This is a genomic window from Streptococcus parasanguinis CC87K (assembly GCF_000507765.1).
GTDB classification, from domain to species: domain Bacteria; phylum Bacillota; class Bacilli; order Lactobacillales; family Streptococcaceae; genus Streptococcus; species Streptococcus parasanguinis_J.
Genome location: NZ_KI669401.1, coordinates 1,349,582 through 1,366,484, shown reverse-complemented (window position 1 = coordinate 1,366,484; position 16,903 = coordinate 1,349,582). Strand labels below are relative to the sequence as shown.

The window sequence follows — 16,903 nt, the reverse complement described above, 5'->3', positions numbered from 1 at the left end:
CGGAGGTGGGACGACGAAATCGAATTCTAACGAATTACCGATTTCTGTCCCACTCTCTTTTTTACTAGTAGAATGAAGTGTTTTTAATTTCTTGCAAAAAATTCGAAAACAAAAACAACAATAAATAAGTTTTTCATAGCAAATTACTTGAATCTACGTAGTATTCCTGTATAATGAATAATGACTACAATGTAAGGGGAATATCATGCAATTTAAGCGTTCAAAAGGAAACTTTCGTGAAACAGATCGTGTCGTACGCTTCAAATTAATTAAATCAGGAAAAAATTGGCTTCGAGCATCAACAGCAGCTCTAGGTCTCTTTCGTGTGGTACGTGGGCAAGTGGAGGAGGCCATCATTGCTAACGTGCAGCAAGATCAAATAGAAAGTCAAAAGAATAGCCAAGCCTTCTTAAAAGGTTTGATTGCGGTAGGAACTGTTTTTGGAGGTGCTGTACTTGCTACGACTGCTAAGGCGGAGGATGCAACATCACTTGCACCAACGGTTTCTGAGACAAAAGAGGAAACCTTGGCAGAAGTGGACAGTGTGGTCTTAGCGAAAACTTCAAGCCAGCCTTCAGAATCTATCTCGGTTTCAGAATCCACTAGCCTTTCTACATCTGAGAGTGCGTCGACTTCAATAAGTGAATCTGCTTCTTTGTCCTTGAGCAAAGTTGGATCAACTGCACTGTCAACTGCACTTAGCGAGTCTTCTCAAGATCTAGAGTCAGAAGCAGGTATTGAAGAGCCGACTAGTTTAGAAGAAGCCACTGTTTTAGAACAAAATACCTCTGAAGCTGAATTGCTCCAAAAAATTGCAGGGGACTACGCATCTACAATGACGGACACTGATCGTCAAGCAGTGGTCGAAGCGGTCATTAACAAAGTGCAGGCTGAAGTGATTGCAAGCAATAACTTGATCCATACAAATGCTGGTGCGCAAGCTTATGCCGAGCAACGCGATCGCTTGGGCAAAGCAGTTGATGAGATGATGACCACCTTAACGGCTGCAGGCTTTGTGGGAAATTCCAATATAAATGGGAAACCAGCTATCTCAGCTCAATTGGCTCCAATTAGTGAAGAGGCTAGAAGTAGTGATGAAGATCTATCCATCTCACCCGAGATGGATGATCGCCATGGCGCCAATGTGGTAGATGCGCCACTACCAACCTCGAATGTTGCCAAAGACCCGAACCTAGATAAAAATGCTTTGTTAACTCCAGAAGAGCTTGCAAAGTATTCAAAAGATCACGATTTGAATCGTTATACTTTTGCAATTTGGGAATTTGTTGACCGAAATGAGGAATCCTTGGGCTACTATGCGACACTATCTGTTGATCGTAGCGAAACGAATCCAGATATTCGTGATCCGAAGAATGTTTATTTCCGAATTGTGAAGGAATCAGATGGATCAGAAGTCTTTTCTCAAACATTCCACCCCAATGAGAGATTGAATAGCCCTATACGACTTCCTAAAGAAGTCTTGATTGCCGATTCTCCAGCAGGCAACAACTTTATCTATTCTTTCGGAGACGCAAGTAAACCTCCTTATGTGACCCTACAATCTTTTCCTAGTATTATGGTTCCAGCCAGAAGTGTTATGCTCCGAGATGTCTATGATGTCATGGAACCTTCACGTCAAGGTCAAATATTAAATGAGTTCTTCCAGGTTAAAGTACCAACCATGTGGTCTCAACAGTCTACCTTGTATCGTTTGGTGGATCCAAAGGGTAAATGGCAAAATGGACTGTATAAACCAACTGGTGAGGAAGAGATCCTTGCTGAATACAGGCAATCTGGGATTGAGGGACAACAGTATACGGCTTCAAATGCGCGTGATATTGCAGGTTACGTACAGGTACCAGTAGTAAGTACTTCTCAAAATGTAACAACAGGAACTTTTGATAATAGTACAGTTGGAGATCGACGTGTAGAATTGTATGGAAATGCGCGTGAGCATTTTATAAGAAGTGAAGTTGTCCCAACGAATCAAAATGGGGACTACATTCTTCGCTATTACGTCTTGGATCCTTCTAAAATATATTCATTGACCTCTCGGGATACAGGAAATGAACCAGTATTTGATAAGTATACTCTTGTTTATGAAAAAACTTTTAAACACGACGTTCCAGGCCAATTGTCTGACTTAGGTGGAACGCGTAAAATTGAAAGTAAAAATAAGGATTATTTCCTAAACGTTACTCCAAGACGTGTGGATGCACATAACTTTGAACTGGACGTAACAGGTTGGTTTTCCGCCAATGAAACAGTGACCTATACTGATGAAAAGACGGGAATAGCGTACACGGTTCCAAAACCATTCACAGCTGTTCCAAAATCACCTTCCCTTTCAAAAAATACAACGATGGTTGTAGGAGAAGATGCGACTCCTCAAGGAGCCGATGGCTTCTCTCGTTTCAAGCATACGATTAAGGATAACTATTATGCTAATCCAATGACGAGTGTGAACTACTATTATCGGAAGATGACGGCATCTGAGTCTGCCTCACAGTCACAAAGTTTTTCAACTTCATCTTCCATCTCTGAGAGTGAGTCACCAACCTTTGAGTCTATTTCAAGATCTCAGTCAGAATCCTTGGACCCAGCATCGCTATCTGCGAGTCAGTCAGAATCCTTGGTTCAAGCCTCGGTTTTTGCGAGCCAGTCTGATTCTTTAATTCAAGCTATGTTTTCTGCGAGTCAATCGAAGTCCTTGGCTCAAGAATCACTTTCCGCGAGCCAGTCTGATTTCTTAGTTCAAACATCAATTTTCCTTAGTCAATCGGAATCGTTGGCTCAAGAATTGCTTTCTACGAGCCAATCAACATCCTTGGTTAAATCCTCAGAATCGGCGAGTCAATCTGAATCCTTGGTTCAAGAATCGCTTTCAGTGAGCCAGTCAGAGTTGCAGGTTCAAGAATCGCTTTCAGTGAATCAGTCAGAATCACAAGCTCAAGAATCACTTTCTGCGAGTCAGTCAGAATCCTTGGTTCAAGCTTCGATTTCAGCAAGTCAGTCTGAGTCACAGGTTCAAGCCTCGACTTCAGCAAGCCAATCTGAATCACAAGTCCAAGCCTCGACTTCAGCAAGCCAGTCTGAGTCCTTGGTACAAGAGTCCGTTTCCGCGAGTCAATCAGACTCCTTGATTCAAGCGTCAGTTTCTGCGAGCCAGTCAGACTCGATGGTCCAAGCCTCGGTTTCCGCTAGCCAATCTGAGTCCTTGGTACAAGAGTCCGTTTCAGCAAGCGGATCAGAATCGTTGGTTAAAGAATCAATTTCCGCGAGTCAGTCCGAATCGCAAGTCCGAGAATCGATTTCAGCAAGCCGATCAGAATCGTTGGTTCAAGCATCAGTTTCAGCAAGTCAATCTGAGTCACAGGTTCAAGATTCAACATCTGCGAGTCAATCTGAATCGCTGGTTCAAGAATCAATTTCCACGAGTCAGTTAGAGTCGCAAGTACGAGCATCGATTTCAGCAAGCCAATCAGAATCACAGGTTCGAGAATCAGTTTCTGCAAGCCAGTCTGAATTGTTGGTACAAGAATCAGTTTCTGCGAGCCAATCAGAATCACTGGTTAAAGAATCAATTTCCACGAGTCAATCAGACTCACAAGTACGAGCATCGATTTCAGCAAGTCAGTCCGAGTCGTTGGTCCAAGCTTCAATCTCAGCAAGCCAATCTGAGTCGTTGGTTCAAGCTTCGATTTCCGAAAGCCAATCTGAGTCGTTGGTTCAAGCTTCGATTTCCACAAGTCAGTCAGACTCGCAGGTTCAGGAATCTGTATCTGCAAGTCAGTCTGAGTCATTGGTACAAGAATCAGTTTCTGCAAGTCAGTCTGATTCCTTGGTTCAGGCATCTGTATCTGCAAGTCAATCCGAATCGTTAGTTCAAGCTTCAACATCTACGAGTCAATCTGAATCGCTGGTTAAAGAATCAATTTCCGCCAGTCAGTCCGAATCGCAAGTCCAAGCTTCAATTTCAGCAAGTCAATCAGACTCCTTGGTTCAAGCCTCAGTTTCAGTGAGTCAATCAGAGTCGTTAGTCCAAGAATCAGTTTCGGCCAGTCGATCAGACTCCTTGGTTCAGGCATCTGTATCGTCTAGCCAATCAGAGTCGCTGGTTCAAGCCTCAGTATCCGCAAGTCAGTCAGACTCGTTGGTTCAAGAGTCGGTTTCTGCAAGTCAGTCAGACTCGTTGGTACAAGAATCCGTTTTAGCCAGTCAATCAGACTCATTGATTCAAGCATCTGTTTCTGCAAGTGAGTCAGACTCGTTGATTCAAGTGTCCGTTTCCGCCAGTCAATCAGAATCCTTGGTTCAGAAATCCGTTTCCGCCAGTCAATCAGACTCCTTGGTTCAGAAATCCGTGTCAGCCAGTCAATCAGACTCATTGATTCAAGCCTCAGTTTCTGCAAGTCAATCAGAATCTCAGGTTCAAGCCTCCGTTTCGGCCAGTCAGTCAGATTCGTTGGTACAAGCCTCTGTTTCCGCCAGTCAATCCGAATCCTTGGTTCAGAAATCCGTGTCAGCCAGTCAGTCTGACTCCTTGGTTCAGGCATCTGTATCGGCTAGCCAATCAGAGTCGCTGGTTCAAGCATCCGTTTCAGCGAGCCAATCAGACTCTCAGGTTCAAGCCTCAGTTTCTGCAAGTGAGTCTGACTCGTTGATTCAAGCGTCCGTTTCCGCCAGTCAATCAGACTCCTTGGTTCAGAAATCCGTTTCAGCAAGTCAATCAGAATCTCAGGTTCAAGCATCGATTTCAGCTAGTCAATTAAAATCGCAGTTCCAAGAGTCCAGATCGAACTCTCGCTCTCAATCTATTTTTGAGAGCCTATCTACTTCACAATGGACATCTCATTCAGAATCTTTAGTGTCAACATCTGAATTACCTTTGACCAGCTCTTCAGAATCTATAAGCACATTGGCGTTGGAGAGTCAATCCCTGTTGCATGAAACTTCTGAATGGGTCCACGTATCTTATGCGTCTAGCTTCTCTCCTGTGACAAGCCATTCGGAAATTGTAAAGAATACACCTCATACGACATTCCTTTCAGAGGATGGATCGCCAAGTTCGTTACATACTTCAGAATCTGCTTTGCCAAAGACAGGAACAGTTTCTTCATCTAGTATCCTTGCTAGGATAGTTTCACTTCTCCTCTCAGGCTTTGCTCTATTTGGCTTCCGGAAAAAAGATAGCAAATAAGGTATTAAATGTAATGATAAAAGATCGGGATACCACCGGTCTTTTATTGATTAAAAAGGTTAAAGAAGTTGTAAAATATGTTATAATGGTCAAGGAAGTTTTCGGTAAAACGATATAGGGAAGGGTATTTGCGAAAGTTTATCCCTGCTATATGGAATTACGAATATAGATCAAAAAGAAGAGTTAGAGGGAAGAAATGAAAATCCATTTTACAAATTTATTCGGGCAATCTTCGCAAAGTGTTGCTCTGATGGCGCAAAATGATATTATGAATGTGGTTCGTGAACTTGGGGTCAATGAACTTGGAATCTATTTTTATGATCAAACGAATGAACCGGCTGGTGAGTTGAATTCACGGATGGATGGTATTTTAGCAGGTGTAGCTTTTGGAGATATCGTCTTCGTTCAATCACCTTCTTGGAACGGAATTGAGTGGGATAATCGTTTGGTGGATAAGTTAAAACTTCTTCAGACGAAACTAGTCATGTTCATCCATGATGTCCCACCTCTCATGTTTGAAAGTAATTATTATCTCATGCCTGCTTATATTGAGATGTATAATAAGAGCGACCTTGTTGTTGTCCCATCAGAACAGATGTACCATCGTCTAGTATCAGAAGGGCTTACAGTTAAAAAATATGTGGTCCAAAAGTTGTGGGATTTGACCCACAGTTTGGAACTCTACACTCCGCAATTTGAGAAAAAGTTGATCTTCTCAGGAAATCCTTCGCGTTTCCCTCATATCATCGACTGGAAATATGATACTCCCCTTCATGTCTATACCGAACCAGTTGAAGGAGTTGATTATTCTAAGGTCCATATTGAAGGCTGGCGGACCAAGCAAGAGTTGCTTTTGGAGCTTTCTAAGGGTGGTTTTGGACTTGTCTGGGGAAATTCAGAGAATCCTGAGGATGAGCGGGATTACTACAAAGAAAATATTTCCTACAAATTATCGACTTATCTGTCTGCAGGTCTTCCGGTAGTAGTGCCAGACTATTTGTCAAATGCAGACTATATTCGAGAAAAAGGGCTTGGCTTTGTAGCATCTAGTCTTGAAGAAGCTAATCGTCTGGTTCAAGACTGCACAGAAGAAGAGTATGCCCAAATGGTCCAAAAGGCTCAATATACTTCTTATTTGATCCGCAATGGCTATTTTACAAAGAAATTATTTATTGATAGTATTATGGCTTTAGAGAAATAAATAGGATAAAAAAGAATTCTTCAGACATAAATCTGAAGAATTTTTTATTGAATACGGTATCAAATTCATATTTTTTTACAATATTAAGGATTAGTGACAAATATGTTTAGAAAATAAGCAAATTATGGTAAAATAAGTTGAGATAATGTACTATAGACACACATCTTTAAAGGCTATTTCTCAAGTGAACCAGCCAAAATGAGTAAGAGAAAGTTTAAAAGAAATGTTAAAACGATCTGAAGTAGGAAAGAGATTTTGTTGGACGATATTTTTCGTCTTTATTTATGTTTTGGGAAGTAAAATTTCCTTGCCTTTTGTTGACTTATCAAAGGCCTTGAGACTCAATGAGGGAACGACAACCGGTTTACAGCTCTCAAGTGCTGTGATGGGGGGGAATCTCCGTGGGATGTCGATCTTTTCGATCGGTCTATCCCCATGGATGTCTTCCATGATTTTGTGGAGGATGTTTACCGTTTCAAAACGCTTTAACCTCGAAAAAACCAGTTCGGAGATTGTGGAGCGGCGAAAGATGTACGTGACCTTGGTGCTCGCCATCGTCCAGTCCTTGGCAGTGGCTATGTATTTGCCATTGAAAACAGGACTGAATTCAGGCCTTGTCATTGCAGTCAATACCATGATTATGGTAGCTGGAGCCTTCTTTCTAGTTTGGCTCTCAGATCTAAATGCTGCCTTGGGGCTTGGAAGTTCTGTGGTGATCATGATGGCTGGGATGGTTATGTATCTTCCAGAAGACGTGATGCAGACTCTTTCAAGTGTCAATAATATACCAGAGATCGCTTATGTTCTGGGCGTGATTTTTATCTTGATTTTTGTCTATGTGGCAGTCTTGGTGGAATATTCCAAGTACCAGATTCCTGTCAATAAATTAGGAATCCACAACAATTTGAAAAGTTATACTTTTTTGGATATCAAGCTCAACCCAGCAGGAGGGATGCCCTTCATGTATGCCATGACCTTGGTGTCCATTCCTCAGTACGCGATGCTGTTGATCTTGTCTATGGATTCCAATGCCAAGTGGGCCGCTCATTTAGCCAAACACTTGGTGATGGGAGATCCGATTTGGATTCTTCTTTACATTCTCATGATCGCCCTTCTCTCTTTTGCTTTTGCCTTTGTCAATGTGAATGGAGAAGAAATTGCAGATAAGATGATGAAGGCGTCCGAGTATATCGATCATGTCTATCCTGGAGCAGATACACGTCGCTATATCAATAAAATTGTGCTACGCTTAACGGTTTTTGGGACCTTGTATCTGATCCTCTTTACGGCGCTTCCTTTTTCCCTCTTGTTATGGGATAAAGATCTTTTGCGCTTGACCATGATTCCAGGAACCTTCCTCATGTTTGTCGGGATGATTTACAATATCCGAGAAGAAATTCGTGCTCTTCGTGTCAATCAACGTTATACAAGAATATTCTAGGAGTAACCATGTATTATTTTGTACCAGCCTGGTATGGAACGGACCGCATCTGGCAGCAAACAGCTACCCCTTGGTACTGGATGCGAGAATCCATTGAATTTGATGATACCATTAATCAAGTTCGTATTTTTCAAGAAGCAGAAATGGATCGGATCTTATTGTTGCCTCAATATAGTCCGCAACTGCGCTATTTTTTACACCGCCAAGATTTGTTAGAGACAGATGTGCTCTCAATTTTTGATCGTATCCAAAAGGTTCCGTCTAGTTTGGCGATGCACCCAGTTCAGCTTCGGGACATCGAATGGCCGAGTGAGACCACTTTTTCCTACACTCCCTTTTTGGTAATGGCATTTCGAAAGGGTCACCTCATAGCAAAAATTGATATGGGAGTAGATGGAAACATTCTCTCTTTGACTCGTTATAAGAATGATGAGATCAGCTACATCGAGTACTTAGATGATCGCGGCTTTATCTCTAGTAGGATTTACTACAATGAGAGGAAACCTTATTTTCAAGAGTACTTGAGTTTTGATGGACAATGGGTTTTGAGAGAAATGTTGATCGAAGAGAACCACTCTGTTATGGTCAATGAAGCTTTCTTTCCTGCCTTCAAAAAAGAAAGCTATTCCGATATGGGAGAAGTTGTCGCTGAAAAGATGAAGGAACAGTTGGCAGCCTTGGTACCAGGACGAGATCAGTTGGTACTGGCAGCTCATCCAGCAAATTTGGCTTTTTTACAGGATACAGCAAGTAGTGTCAAGAAAGTCTTGTCCTTCTATGGAGATCGTCAGCCCTTATCTGCTGAAAACTTTACCCTCTATTTTGATATGATTGATGCCCAGCTCTTGATTACAGATAGTGAAAAAACCAAAAAAGCGATTGGAGGCTTTTCCCCTAGCCTGGCTCAAAAGACACACCGGATTACCTCTTTTGACTCCCGTCTTCGTTTAGGCTCTAGTCAGGAGCGCAAGGAATCGAAGATTTACTTTTATGTCAACGAAGCCGAGCTTCCAAGTAAGAGCCAGCTCAAGAAGGTTCTGGAAATTTTAGCGCAACATCCCTTATTTGAAGTTGTTTTTGCATTTTACAATGGATCACCGGAGCGGGTGAAGGAATTAGAAGGGCAACTCGAGGAATTGATCGCTAGCGAGCAGGACTTTCATCTGGTTCAATCACCAGCCCAAATGGAAGGACTTGGGGAAAACCAGATCATCGATGAAGAGTCCGTACAAGACGCACCGGACTACCGTTTTGTAGTTAAGAATTTTTCAAATGAAAATGACATTATTCAAGAATTGGAAAAAACACGCTTGATCGTAGATTTAAGCGAGGAACCCAACCTCTATACGCAGATTGCAGGGATCTCTGCTGGAATTCCACAGGTCAACCGCGTCCAGACAGAATATGTCGATCATTTGAAAAATGGCTATGTCTTATCAAAGGGAGATAAGGAATTAGAGAAGGCAATCACGCACTTCTTATTGGAATTGAAGCCTTGGAACGAAGCCTTGGTCTACTCGATCGAAAAAATTCAAGAATACACCGGTCAACGCTTGATCGAGAAATGGGAAGGATGGATGAAAGAACGTCATGGATAAAAAACTACAAATACCCCATATTCTCCAAATCGGCTCAAGTAGTTGGCAGGATCAGGTGGAGCTTCCTGCTGGACTAGGCTGGCACTTTTTTCAAGCTACCGCTCTTCCATCGCTCAAAGAATATATGGAAGAAGAGGAAATCTCCAAATTCAAAGCCTTGATTCTGGAAAAGCCAGAAGATTTATTAGCTTTAGGAGAAGACCTGGCTTATTTCCAGCCGTATACCGTTTTTTATGATCAAAGCCATGAACTAGAGGTGCCTTCTGAAGAATTGGCTCACCTCTTAAGGCTCAAGCAAGCAAGACCCTGGGATTTCTCAAACAAGCATCAATTTCTCTATGTCTTAGACCGCTTTTTATACGACAATCAATATGGAGATGCCTTTACAGTTCGTGACCTGCGGGTGAGACCGGATTTTGCTGGCCAGCAAACGGTGCTGGGGCAACATTTTCTGAAGCTGGATGGCCCATACGGTGAAGAGTTTACACCGATTGCTCAGTGGGTCTACAACTACGTGTATGATGCTAGTCGTCCCATCAATTTTTGGTTGGAATATGAAAAAGATCCAAGCTGTCAGCTACAATTGCGGATTCAATTTTACCGCTTTGGTGCACTGGGAGAGTGGGTCAAAGATGCAGTCTTTTCAGAAAAAGAGATGGAGCAACCACTAGAATTGGATGGAGCAGAAGCTTATTACCTAGCCTTTTCGCTGGAAGCAAAAGGAGAAGGGACGCTTACGATCGGAGCCTTGCATAAGCGCTTGTCACATGGTCCTTTAGGAGAGATGACCGTAGGAGCTAAGACGCTACGGGACCACAAACGCCAAGAAATTTTTGCTTATTTCCATCCTGGCGATATGAAGCCGCCTTTAAACATTTACTTTTCTGGGTATCGTCCGGCCGAAGGATTTGAAGGTTTTGGGATGATGCGTGCTATGGGTAGTCCCTTTATTCTCTTTTCGGACCCTAGGTTAGAAGGTGGATCCTTCTATATGGGCTCAGAAGAGTTGGAAAATCAAATCACTGCCTTTATTGACCAGCACTTGGACTTGCTCGGCTTTGAGCCAAAAGATATGAATTTCTCTGGTTTGTCCATGGGGACCTTTGGTGCCCTTTACTATGGTGCTCTTTATTCTCCTCATGCGATCTTGGTCGGAAAACCCATTGTCAACCTGGGGGATGTCGCTGCCAACCTGAAATTTAAACGCCCAGATGAGTTTGGAACATCCCTAGACATGATGCAGTTGATCATTGGTCAAGTGTCGCAAGAAGGGATCGGTCAGCTCAATCAACGTTTCTGGGACCGGTTTGACCAGGCAGATTTCAAGGATACGATTTTAGCCCTTGCCTATATGAGGGATGATGACTACGACCAGCAAGCTTATCCAGATATTTTAGAGGCCTTGTATGAATTGCCGGTTCGTATTATCAGTACTAGCCGCGCCGGTCGACACAATGATGCGAGTGGTCCGATCATTGAGTGGTTTGTGACCCAGTACAAAGAAATCATGGAAAGAGACTTTGGAAGAAACCAATGATAAAAATAAAAGAAAATGAAAGCAGACGAATCTACTGGGGCGATACTGTTCTAGCAGATTATCTTTGGGGGTCGACCATTCAGGCGACTGCCCAAGGAAGCGTTCAGTTTCAGAACCCCCTCATGCCATCTGGTCAAGTGCTGAAAACTTGGCATTCGCAGACAAATTTTGGCGCAACTCGTCAAATTCCTAGTCTGCCTCTGCTCAAAAGAGAGCAAGATTATGAACTGGTTATCACGATGGAAGCGACTCCGGCTCATACCGTTATGGTAGAAATCGTCTTCAAAGATCGCTTTGGAGAGGTCGTTGGCCGTCGAGTAACCGCAGAAGGTCGCTTGCCGTTTACCTATCCAGATCAAGCATACGCCTATGAAGTACGCTTGCTCAGTGCAGGTTTGCAAGAGTTTACCTTCCACTATTTCACGATTCAACCAATATCGTCTGAGGGAGCAGAAGTTCTCGAATAGACGAACATCACTGCAAAAAAAGAGGATTACATTGGATTACGTTAAATTAAGAAACATCAAAAAAATCTTAAAAGAAGTCAATAGCTGGAAGGATGACATGGCCCGCTTGACGGATCAACAACTACAGGAGAAGACTGTGGAATTTCGGGAACGTCTAGCAGAGGGTGAGACCTTGGATGATCTCTTACCGGAAGCATTTGCAGTTGCGCGGGAAGCTGATAAACGGGTCTTGGGCATGTTTCCTTATGACGTGCAAGTCATGGGAGGGATTGTCCTCCACCAAGGCAATGTCGCTGAAATGAATACCGGTGAAGGAAAGACCTTGACGGCAACTATGCCGGTTTATCTCAATGCCTTAGAGGGCAAAGGGGTCATGGTTATTACGACCAATACCTATCTGGCAACTCGGGATGCAGAAGAGATGGGACAGGTCTACCGCTTTTTGGGCTTGACTGTTGGAGTTCCCTTGAAACAATCAGAAGACGAAGAATTAGATCCAGAAGTCAAACGGGAGATTTACCGGTCAGATGTCATTTATACGACCAATACCAGTTTGGGCTTTGACTATTTAACAGAGAACTTGACGGCTTCTGCAGATGGCCAATTTTTGGCAGACTTCAATTACGCCATTGTTGATGAGATTGATTCGGTGCTCCTTGATAGTGCTCAGACTCCCTTGATTATTTCTGGTTCTCCTCGGGTTCAGTCCAACCTTTATGGGATTATTGATACCCTGATCCAAACCTTCAAAGAAGGGGAAGACTTCAAGTTTGATGAAGAAAAGAAACGAGTTTGGTTGACTCGAAAAGGAGCTCATGCAGCAGAAGCCTTTCTAGCCATTCCCAACCTCTATGATCCCCAATACCGTGACTTGGTCCGCCATATCAGCTTAGCCCTGCAGGCCAATAAAAACTTTATTAAGGATAAGGATTATGTCATCCATCCCAATGTCGAAGGGCAACCGGAGATTGTCTTACTAGACCAGGCGACGGGGCGCTTGATGGAAATGACCCGTTTGCAAGGAGGACTCCACCAGGCGATTGAAGCCAAAGAGGGTCTCAAGCTCACCCAAGAAACACGGGCCATGGCTTCTATTACTTACCAAAACCTCTTTAAGATGTTTCGGAAGTTGGGTGGCATGACTGGGACTGGGAAGGTCGCTGAGGCAGAGTTTCTTGATACCTATGCCATGTCAGTGATCAAGATCCCAACCAATCGCAAGAAGATCCGCAAGGATTTGCCAGATGAAATCTATCAGACCTTGCCAGAGAAAATCGTGGCTTCCTTGGATTATGTGAAGAAGATCCACGAAAAGGGCAATCCGATTCTGGTCTTTGCCGGATCCGTTGAGATGTCGATTCTTTACTCGAATCTTCTTTTGCGGGAAGGGATTCCACACAATCTTCTTAATGCCAACAATGCTCCTCGAGAGGCCCAGATCATTAAGGAATCAGGTCGAAAAGGAGCTGTGACGGTTGCGACCTCAATGGCCGGTCGGGGAACCGATATCAAGTTGGGACCAGGAGTCGCTGAGTTAGGTGGCTTGGTGGTTGTTGGGACTGAGCGGATGATGAACCAGCGGATTGACCTTCAAATTCGGGGACGTTCAGGTCGCCAAGGAGATCCCGGTTTGACCAAGTTCTTCGTCTCTTTGGAAGACGATTTGATGAAAAACTGGGGGCCAGACTGGATCCAGGATACCTATCAAGACTATGATGTGGATGAGCGAATTGGTTCAGCCAAAGCTCTGACCAAGCGCAAGTATAGAAACTTGGTGGAGCGAGCTCAAAATGCTAGTGAAAGTTCTGGTCAGGCCAGTCGTCGGATGACACTAGAATTTGCGGAAAGCATGAATATTCAGCGTGCCATCGTCTACGAAGAGCGCGACCGCTTGATTAAACAAGAAGGACGCTTGGATGATATCGTTGAAAAAGTGCTTCGTTCCGTCTTTTCAAGTGTAGCCCATAAAAAAGAATACAAGGAACCGGTAGCTTTTTATCGCTATATGTTAGACAATGTGAGCTACCAAGTAGATCCGGAAAAGGCCCACCAAACCTTCCGTAGCAAGAAAACCAAAGAGAATTTCTTATGGGAGATTGCTAAAAGCGAGTTGGAAGCTAAGTATGAGATCTTAGGCACCGATGAGGTGATCGCCCAATTCCAGCGCATGGCGATCCTAAAAGCTATCGATGAAAACTGGGTAGAGCAGGTAGACTATCTGCAACAATTGCGCATGGCGCTCTCTGGTCAGTACACCAGTCAGAAAAACCCTTTGGTAGAATTTTTCCAAGAAGCCTACCAATCCTTTGAACGAATGAAAGAGGCGGCCAAAGAACAAATGGTCCGCAATCTCTTACTGAGTCGAGTAGAAATCAATAAAAAAGGGGAAATTGTCTTGCATTTCCCATAAAAGAGGACATTATGACAGTATACAATATCAACCTTGGAATCGGTTGGGCCAGCAGTGGTGTTGAGTATGCCCAGGCCTACCGTGCCCAGTTGTTACGCAATATCCATCAACCAGCCAAGTTTGTCTTTATGGATATGATTCTAGCCGATAATATCCAACATTTAACAGAAAATATCGGTTTTAAAAATGATGAAATCATCTGGCTCTATAGCCATTTTACAGATATAAAAATTGCGCCAACGACCTATACCATTGATCAGGTCTTAGCAGGTTTTGCCGGGAAACCGACTCGTGAAGAAGTCGATGGTAAGATCAAGCGTTTCTTTTATGAGGACCAGGACAACTTTTTGACCTGCTACCTGTGCGCAGAAAACAGTCCCTATGTTGAACGTTGCGAGTACGTGTCTAGAGGAATTTTGGTGAGAAAGGATTATTTCTCCTATACCCGCTATTGTACTGAGTACTTCATTCCCAAAAACAATCAAGCCAACTTGATTGAGCGCCGTTTTTACAATGAAGACGGGACGGTTGCCTACAGCATGCAGATGGCAGATGGCCGCGAAATTTATCGTTTTCCAGATCGCTACCTAGTTGGTCGCCAAGAATTGATCCGCTACTTCATGCAAACTCTTCAATTGACCAAACAAGATCTGGTAATTTTGGATCGGGAAACTAATATCGGTCAGCCTATCTTTGAAGAAGCGCAAAAAGCCCGTCTGGGTGTGGTCGTTCACGCCGAGCACTTCAGTGCCAATAATGTTGATGATCAGTATATCCTGTGGAACAACTACTACGAGTACCAATTTACCAATGCAGACAAGGTGGACTTCTTTATTGTCGCGACTGACCGCCAAAAAGAAATCTTGGCCGAGCAGTTTGCCAAATACACCAACCATCAGCCAGCTATCTATACCATTCCAGTTGGGAGTCTTGCAAGCTTGCCACAAAACGAAAATCGCACCCCATTTTCTATGATTACTGCCTCTCGTTTGGCGACAGAAAAGCATATTGACTGGTTGGTGCGAGCAGTGGTTCGCGCCAAAAAAGAATTGCCAGAACTGTCTTTTGACATCTATGGAAAAGGTGGAGAAGAAGGCAAGTTGCGTTCTCTAATTGATGAATTGGGGGCAGCAGATTATATCCACCTCAAAGGGCATGCCAATTTAGAGGAAATTTATAAGAACTATGAGGTTTACCTGTCAGCGTCGACCAGTGAAGGCTTTGGGTTGACCTTGATGGAGGCGATTGGTTCTGGTCTTCCGATAATCGGTTTTGACGTTCCTTATGGCAACCAGACCTTTGTTACAGAAGGTAAAAATGGCTATCTCATTCCGCCTTCAGCAGATCAAGTGGTCGACCAGATTGCTTCTGCCTTTGCGGAAAAAATGATCCAGCTATACAAAAAAGATGATCTAGCCAGCATGCGTCAAGCATCTTATGCGCGTGCAGAAGACTTTTTGACCAGCCGAGTAGAAGAAGCTTGGGCACAATTGATAGAAGAGGTGACACATGCTGAACGTATTTGATAGTTATTCTCGTGAAAGCCAAGACCTGCTCCACTCCATGAAAGAGTCTGGTTTTGACCATCCGACCGTTATTTTGGAGCCAAATGGTTTCTTACCAGACGGTGTCGAGTCTCCCTTTATCTATTTCTTAGGACAAGCAAAAGGGGAGAAGCGGGGACGCTACTTTAATGAAGTTCCAGTGCCTGATTTCTGGGAAGTTTCTGGGGACAACAGTTCGGGGAAAGTGACCTACTATGGTCAAGAAAAGGCTCGGATTGTTTACCATGCTGCTTCTTATAAACGCATCGTCGAGCGCTTAGAGTGGTTAGATGGCAAAGGGCAAGTGGTCATGGTTGAGCACTATGACCAATACGGTCGTAAGATTGCTGTAACGACTTGTGGCGATCAGGGACAGTATTTGGTGACCACTTATTTTGAAGGGGATATCGAGCGCTTGACAGAGAATCACCAAACAGGGGATTTGATCTTGACCTTGGACCATCAACCCATGCGGATTTTCAAGAATCGCTTAGATTACTTTGTCTTTTATCTAGAGTATCGTGGTTTTGATCTAGATGGTTTGGTCTACAATACGCTGGCTACCTCCTTTAGCATTAGTCTCCAGCTAGGCAATAAAGGCATCAAAGGGCGCGACGTCTTGGTGTGGCAAGAGCCTCTTCACGACAGCCTTCCTGGGAATATGCAGTTGATTCTACAGAACCCAGAAATCCGGACCAAGAAGATCTTGATTCCGCAAAACGCGACCTATCATCGTGCTTTGCAGTTGACCTCGCAAGACCAGCATAGTTATTTTGGTCCTCTTGGCTACCTGTATGATTTCAAGGTGAAAGACGATATCCGTAAAGACGCCTTTGTCTTGACCAATTCGGATCAGATCGAAGCCTTGACCTACCTAGTAGAGAACTTGCCGAATGTGACCTTCCGTGTAGCAGCTTTGACGGAGATGTCTGCGAGCCTCTTGTCTATGGTCCGCTACCCAAATGTGGTCTTGTACCAAAATATCAGTCAAGAGCGGATCAAAGAGTTACTTAAGGTCTCTAGTATTTATCTGGATATCAACCACTATGCAGAGGTGCAAGGCATTGTTCGCAAGGCCTTCGAACACCAGCAAGTCATCCTTGCCTTTAGCCATACCCTGCATGACCGCCACTTCCTCGCACAAGCCAATATCTTTGATCAAGGAAAAGAAGCAGATATGGTGGCCCGTATCCAGGAAATCTACCAATCTGTGGATAATTACAGAGAAGCCGTCGCGCAACAAATTGCCCAATCAAGTAGCGTTGAGCCAGCTGTTTTCAAAGCTCGCTTGCAAGAAGGGATAGGTGGATACAGTGAGTGATCGTAAGAAAGATTTATTTTACAAAGAAGTAGAAGGACGGATGGAGTCTCTCAAACGCCGTCCTGCCGAAAAAGAAAAGACGACACGTTCTGAAAAGATCAATGTCACTTTTAATGTGATCATTGGTTTGGTGATTCTGCTGGGAGTTATTTTTACCCTCTTCAGAGTGTTAGGAGGATCCTAA

The 16,903-nt window shown here is 43.7% G+C and carries 10 protein-coding genes; all 10 read left to right on the top strand.

Annotated features, from left to right (window positions below; translation table 11 throughout):
- The first annotated feature begins 205 nt into the window (after positions 1–205).
- The 10 genes from HMPREF1195_RS10510 to asp4 all read left to right on the top strand — a co-directional run bounded on the left by HMPREF1195_RS10510 (position 206) and on the right by asp4 (position 16,903).
- Positions 206–5,200, top strand: a complete 4,995-nt coding sequence (locus HMPREF1195_RS10510; protein ID WP_023919265.1) for an accessory Sec-dependent serine-rich glycoprotein adhesin — start codon at positions 206–208, stop codon at positions 5,198–5,200.
- Between the two features lie 196 nt (positions 5,201–5,396).
- On the top strand, positions 5,397–6,401 hold the full coding sequence (locus tag HMPREF1195_RS06495; RefSeq protein WP_023919263.1) for a sugar transferase: 1,005 nt from the start codon (positions 5,397–5,399) through the stop codon (positions 6,399–6,401).
- 223 nt (positions 6,402–6,624) lie between these two features.
- Positions 6,625–7,842: an accessory Sec system protein translocase subunit SecY2 gene (secY2, locus tag HMPREF1195_RS06490; protein ID WP_023919261.1), complete on the top strand. Its 1,218-nt coding sequence runs from the start codon at positions 6,625–6,627 to the stop codon at positions 7,840–7,842.
- Between the two features lie 8 nt (positions 7,843–7,850).
- The gene (gene asp1, locus HMPREF1195_RS06485; protein WP_023919260.1) at positions 7,851–9,440 is read left to right on the top strand and encodes an accessory Sec system protein Asp1; all 1,590 of its coding nucleotides are present in this window, start codon (positions 7,851–7,853) and stop codon (positions 9,438–9,440) included.
- The gene (gene asp2, locus HMPREF1195_RS06480) at positions 9,433–10,977 is read left to right on the top strand and encodes an accessory Sec system protein Asp2 (protein WP_023919259.1); all 1,545 of its coding nucleotides are present in this window, start codon (positions 9,433–9,435) and stop codon (positions 10,975–10,977) included. Before asp1 ends, asp2 begins: the two co-directional genes overlap by 8 nt.
- Entirely contained in the window at positions 10,974–11,444 is a 471-nt protein-coding gene (asp3, locus tag HMPREF1195_RS06475; RefSeq protein WP_023919257.1) for an accessory Sec system protein Asp3, read from the top strand. The genes asp2 and asp3 overlap by 4 nt, the downstream gene beginning before the upstream one ends.
- A gap of 25 nt (positions 11,445–11,469) precedes the next feature.
- Positions 11,470–13,854: an accessory Sec system translocase SecA2 gene (gene secA2 / locus HMPREF1195_RS06470; protein ID WP_080674705.1), complete on the top strand. Its 2,385-nt coding sequence runs from the start codon at positions 11,470–11,472 to the stop codon at positions 13,852–13,854.
- Positions 13,855–13,865: 11 nt separating this feature from the next.
- Positions 13,866–15,380 (top strand): accessory Sec system glycosyltransferase GtfA, encoded by a 1,515-nt coding sequence (gene gtfA / locus HMPREF1195_RS06465; protein WP_023919253.1) that lies wholly within the window; start codon positions 13,866–13,868, stop codon positions 15,378–15,380.
- Positions 15,364–16,719 carry an accessory Sec system glycosylation chaperone GtfB gene (gene gtfB / locus HMPREF1195_RS06460; protein WP_023919251.1) on the top strand — a complete coding sequence of 452 codons (1,356 nt, stop codon included), beginning with the start codon at positions 15,364–15,366 and terminating at the stop codon, positions 16,717–16,719. The genes gtfA and gtfB overlap by 17 nt, the downstream gene beginning before the upstream one ends.
- Complete coding sequence (gene asp4, locus HMPREF1195_RS06455; protein WP_003003066.1) at positions 16,712–16,903, top strand: accessory Sec system protein Asp4; 192 nt, start codon at positions 16,712–16,714, stop codon at positions 16,901–16,903. Before gtfB ends, asp4 begins: the two co-directional genes overlap by 8 nt.

Excerpts from the sequence above, each read along its gene's own strand:
- gtfB (WP_023919251.1), top strand. The coding sequence starts at position 15,364 with ATGCTGAACGTATTTGATAGTTATTCTCGTGAAAGCCAAGACCTGCTC.
- asp1 (WP_023919260.1), top strand. The coding sequence starts at position 7,851 with ATGTATTATTTTGTACCAGCCTGGTATGGAACGGACCGCATCTGGCAG.
- gtfA (WP_023919253.1), top strand. The coding sequence starts at position 13,866 with ATGACAGTATACAATATCAACCTTGGAATCGGTTGGGCCAGCAGTGGT.
- asp2 (WP_023919259.1), top strand. The coding sequence starts at position 9,433 with ATGGATAAAAAACTACAAATACCCCATATTCTCCAAATCGGCTCAAGT.
- HMPREF1195_RS06495 (WP_023919263.1), top strand. The coding sequence starts at position 5,397 with ATGAAAATCCATTTTACAAATTTATTCGGGCAATCTTCGCAAAGTGTT.
- asp3 (WP_023919257.1), top strand. The coding sequence starts at position 10,974 with ATGATAAAAATAAAAGAAAATGAAAGCAGACGAATCTACTGGGGCGAT.
- secY2 (WP_023919261.1), top strand. The coding sequence starts at position 6,625 with ATGTTAAAACGATCTGAAGTAGGAAAGAGATTTTGTTGGACGATATTT.
- HMPREF1195_RS10510 (WP_023919265.1), top strand. The coding sequence starts at position 206 with ATGCAATTTAAGCGTTCAAAAGGAAACTTTCGTGAAACAGATCGTGTC.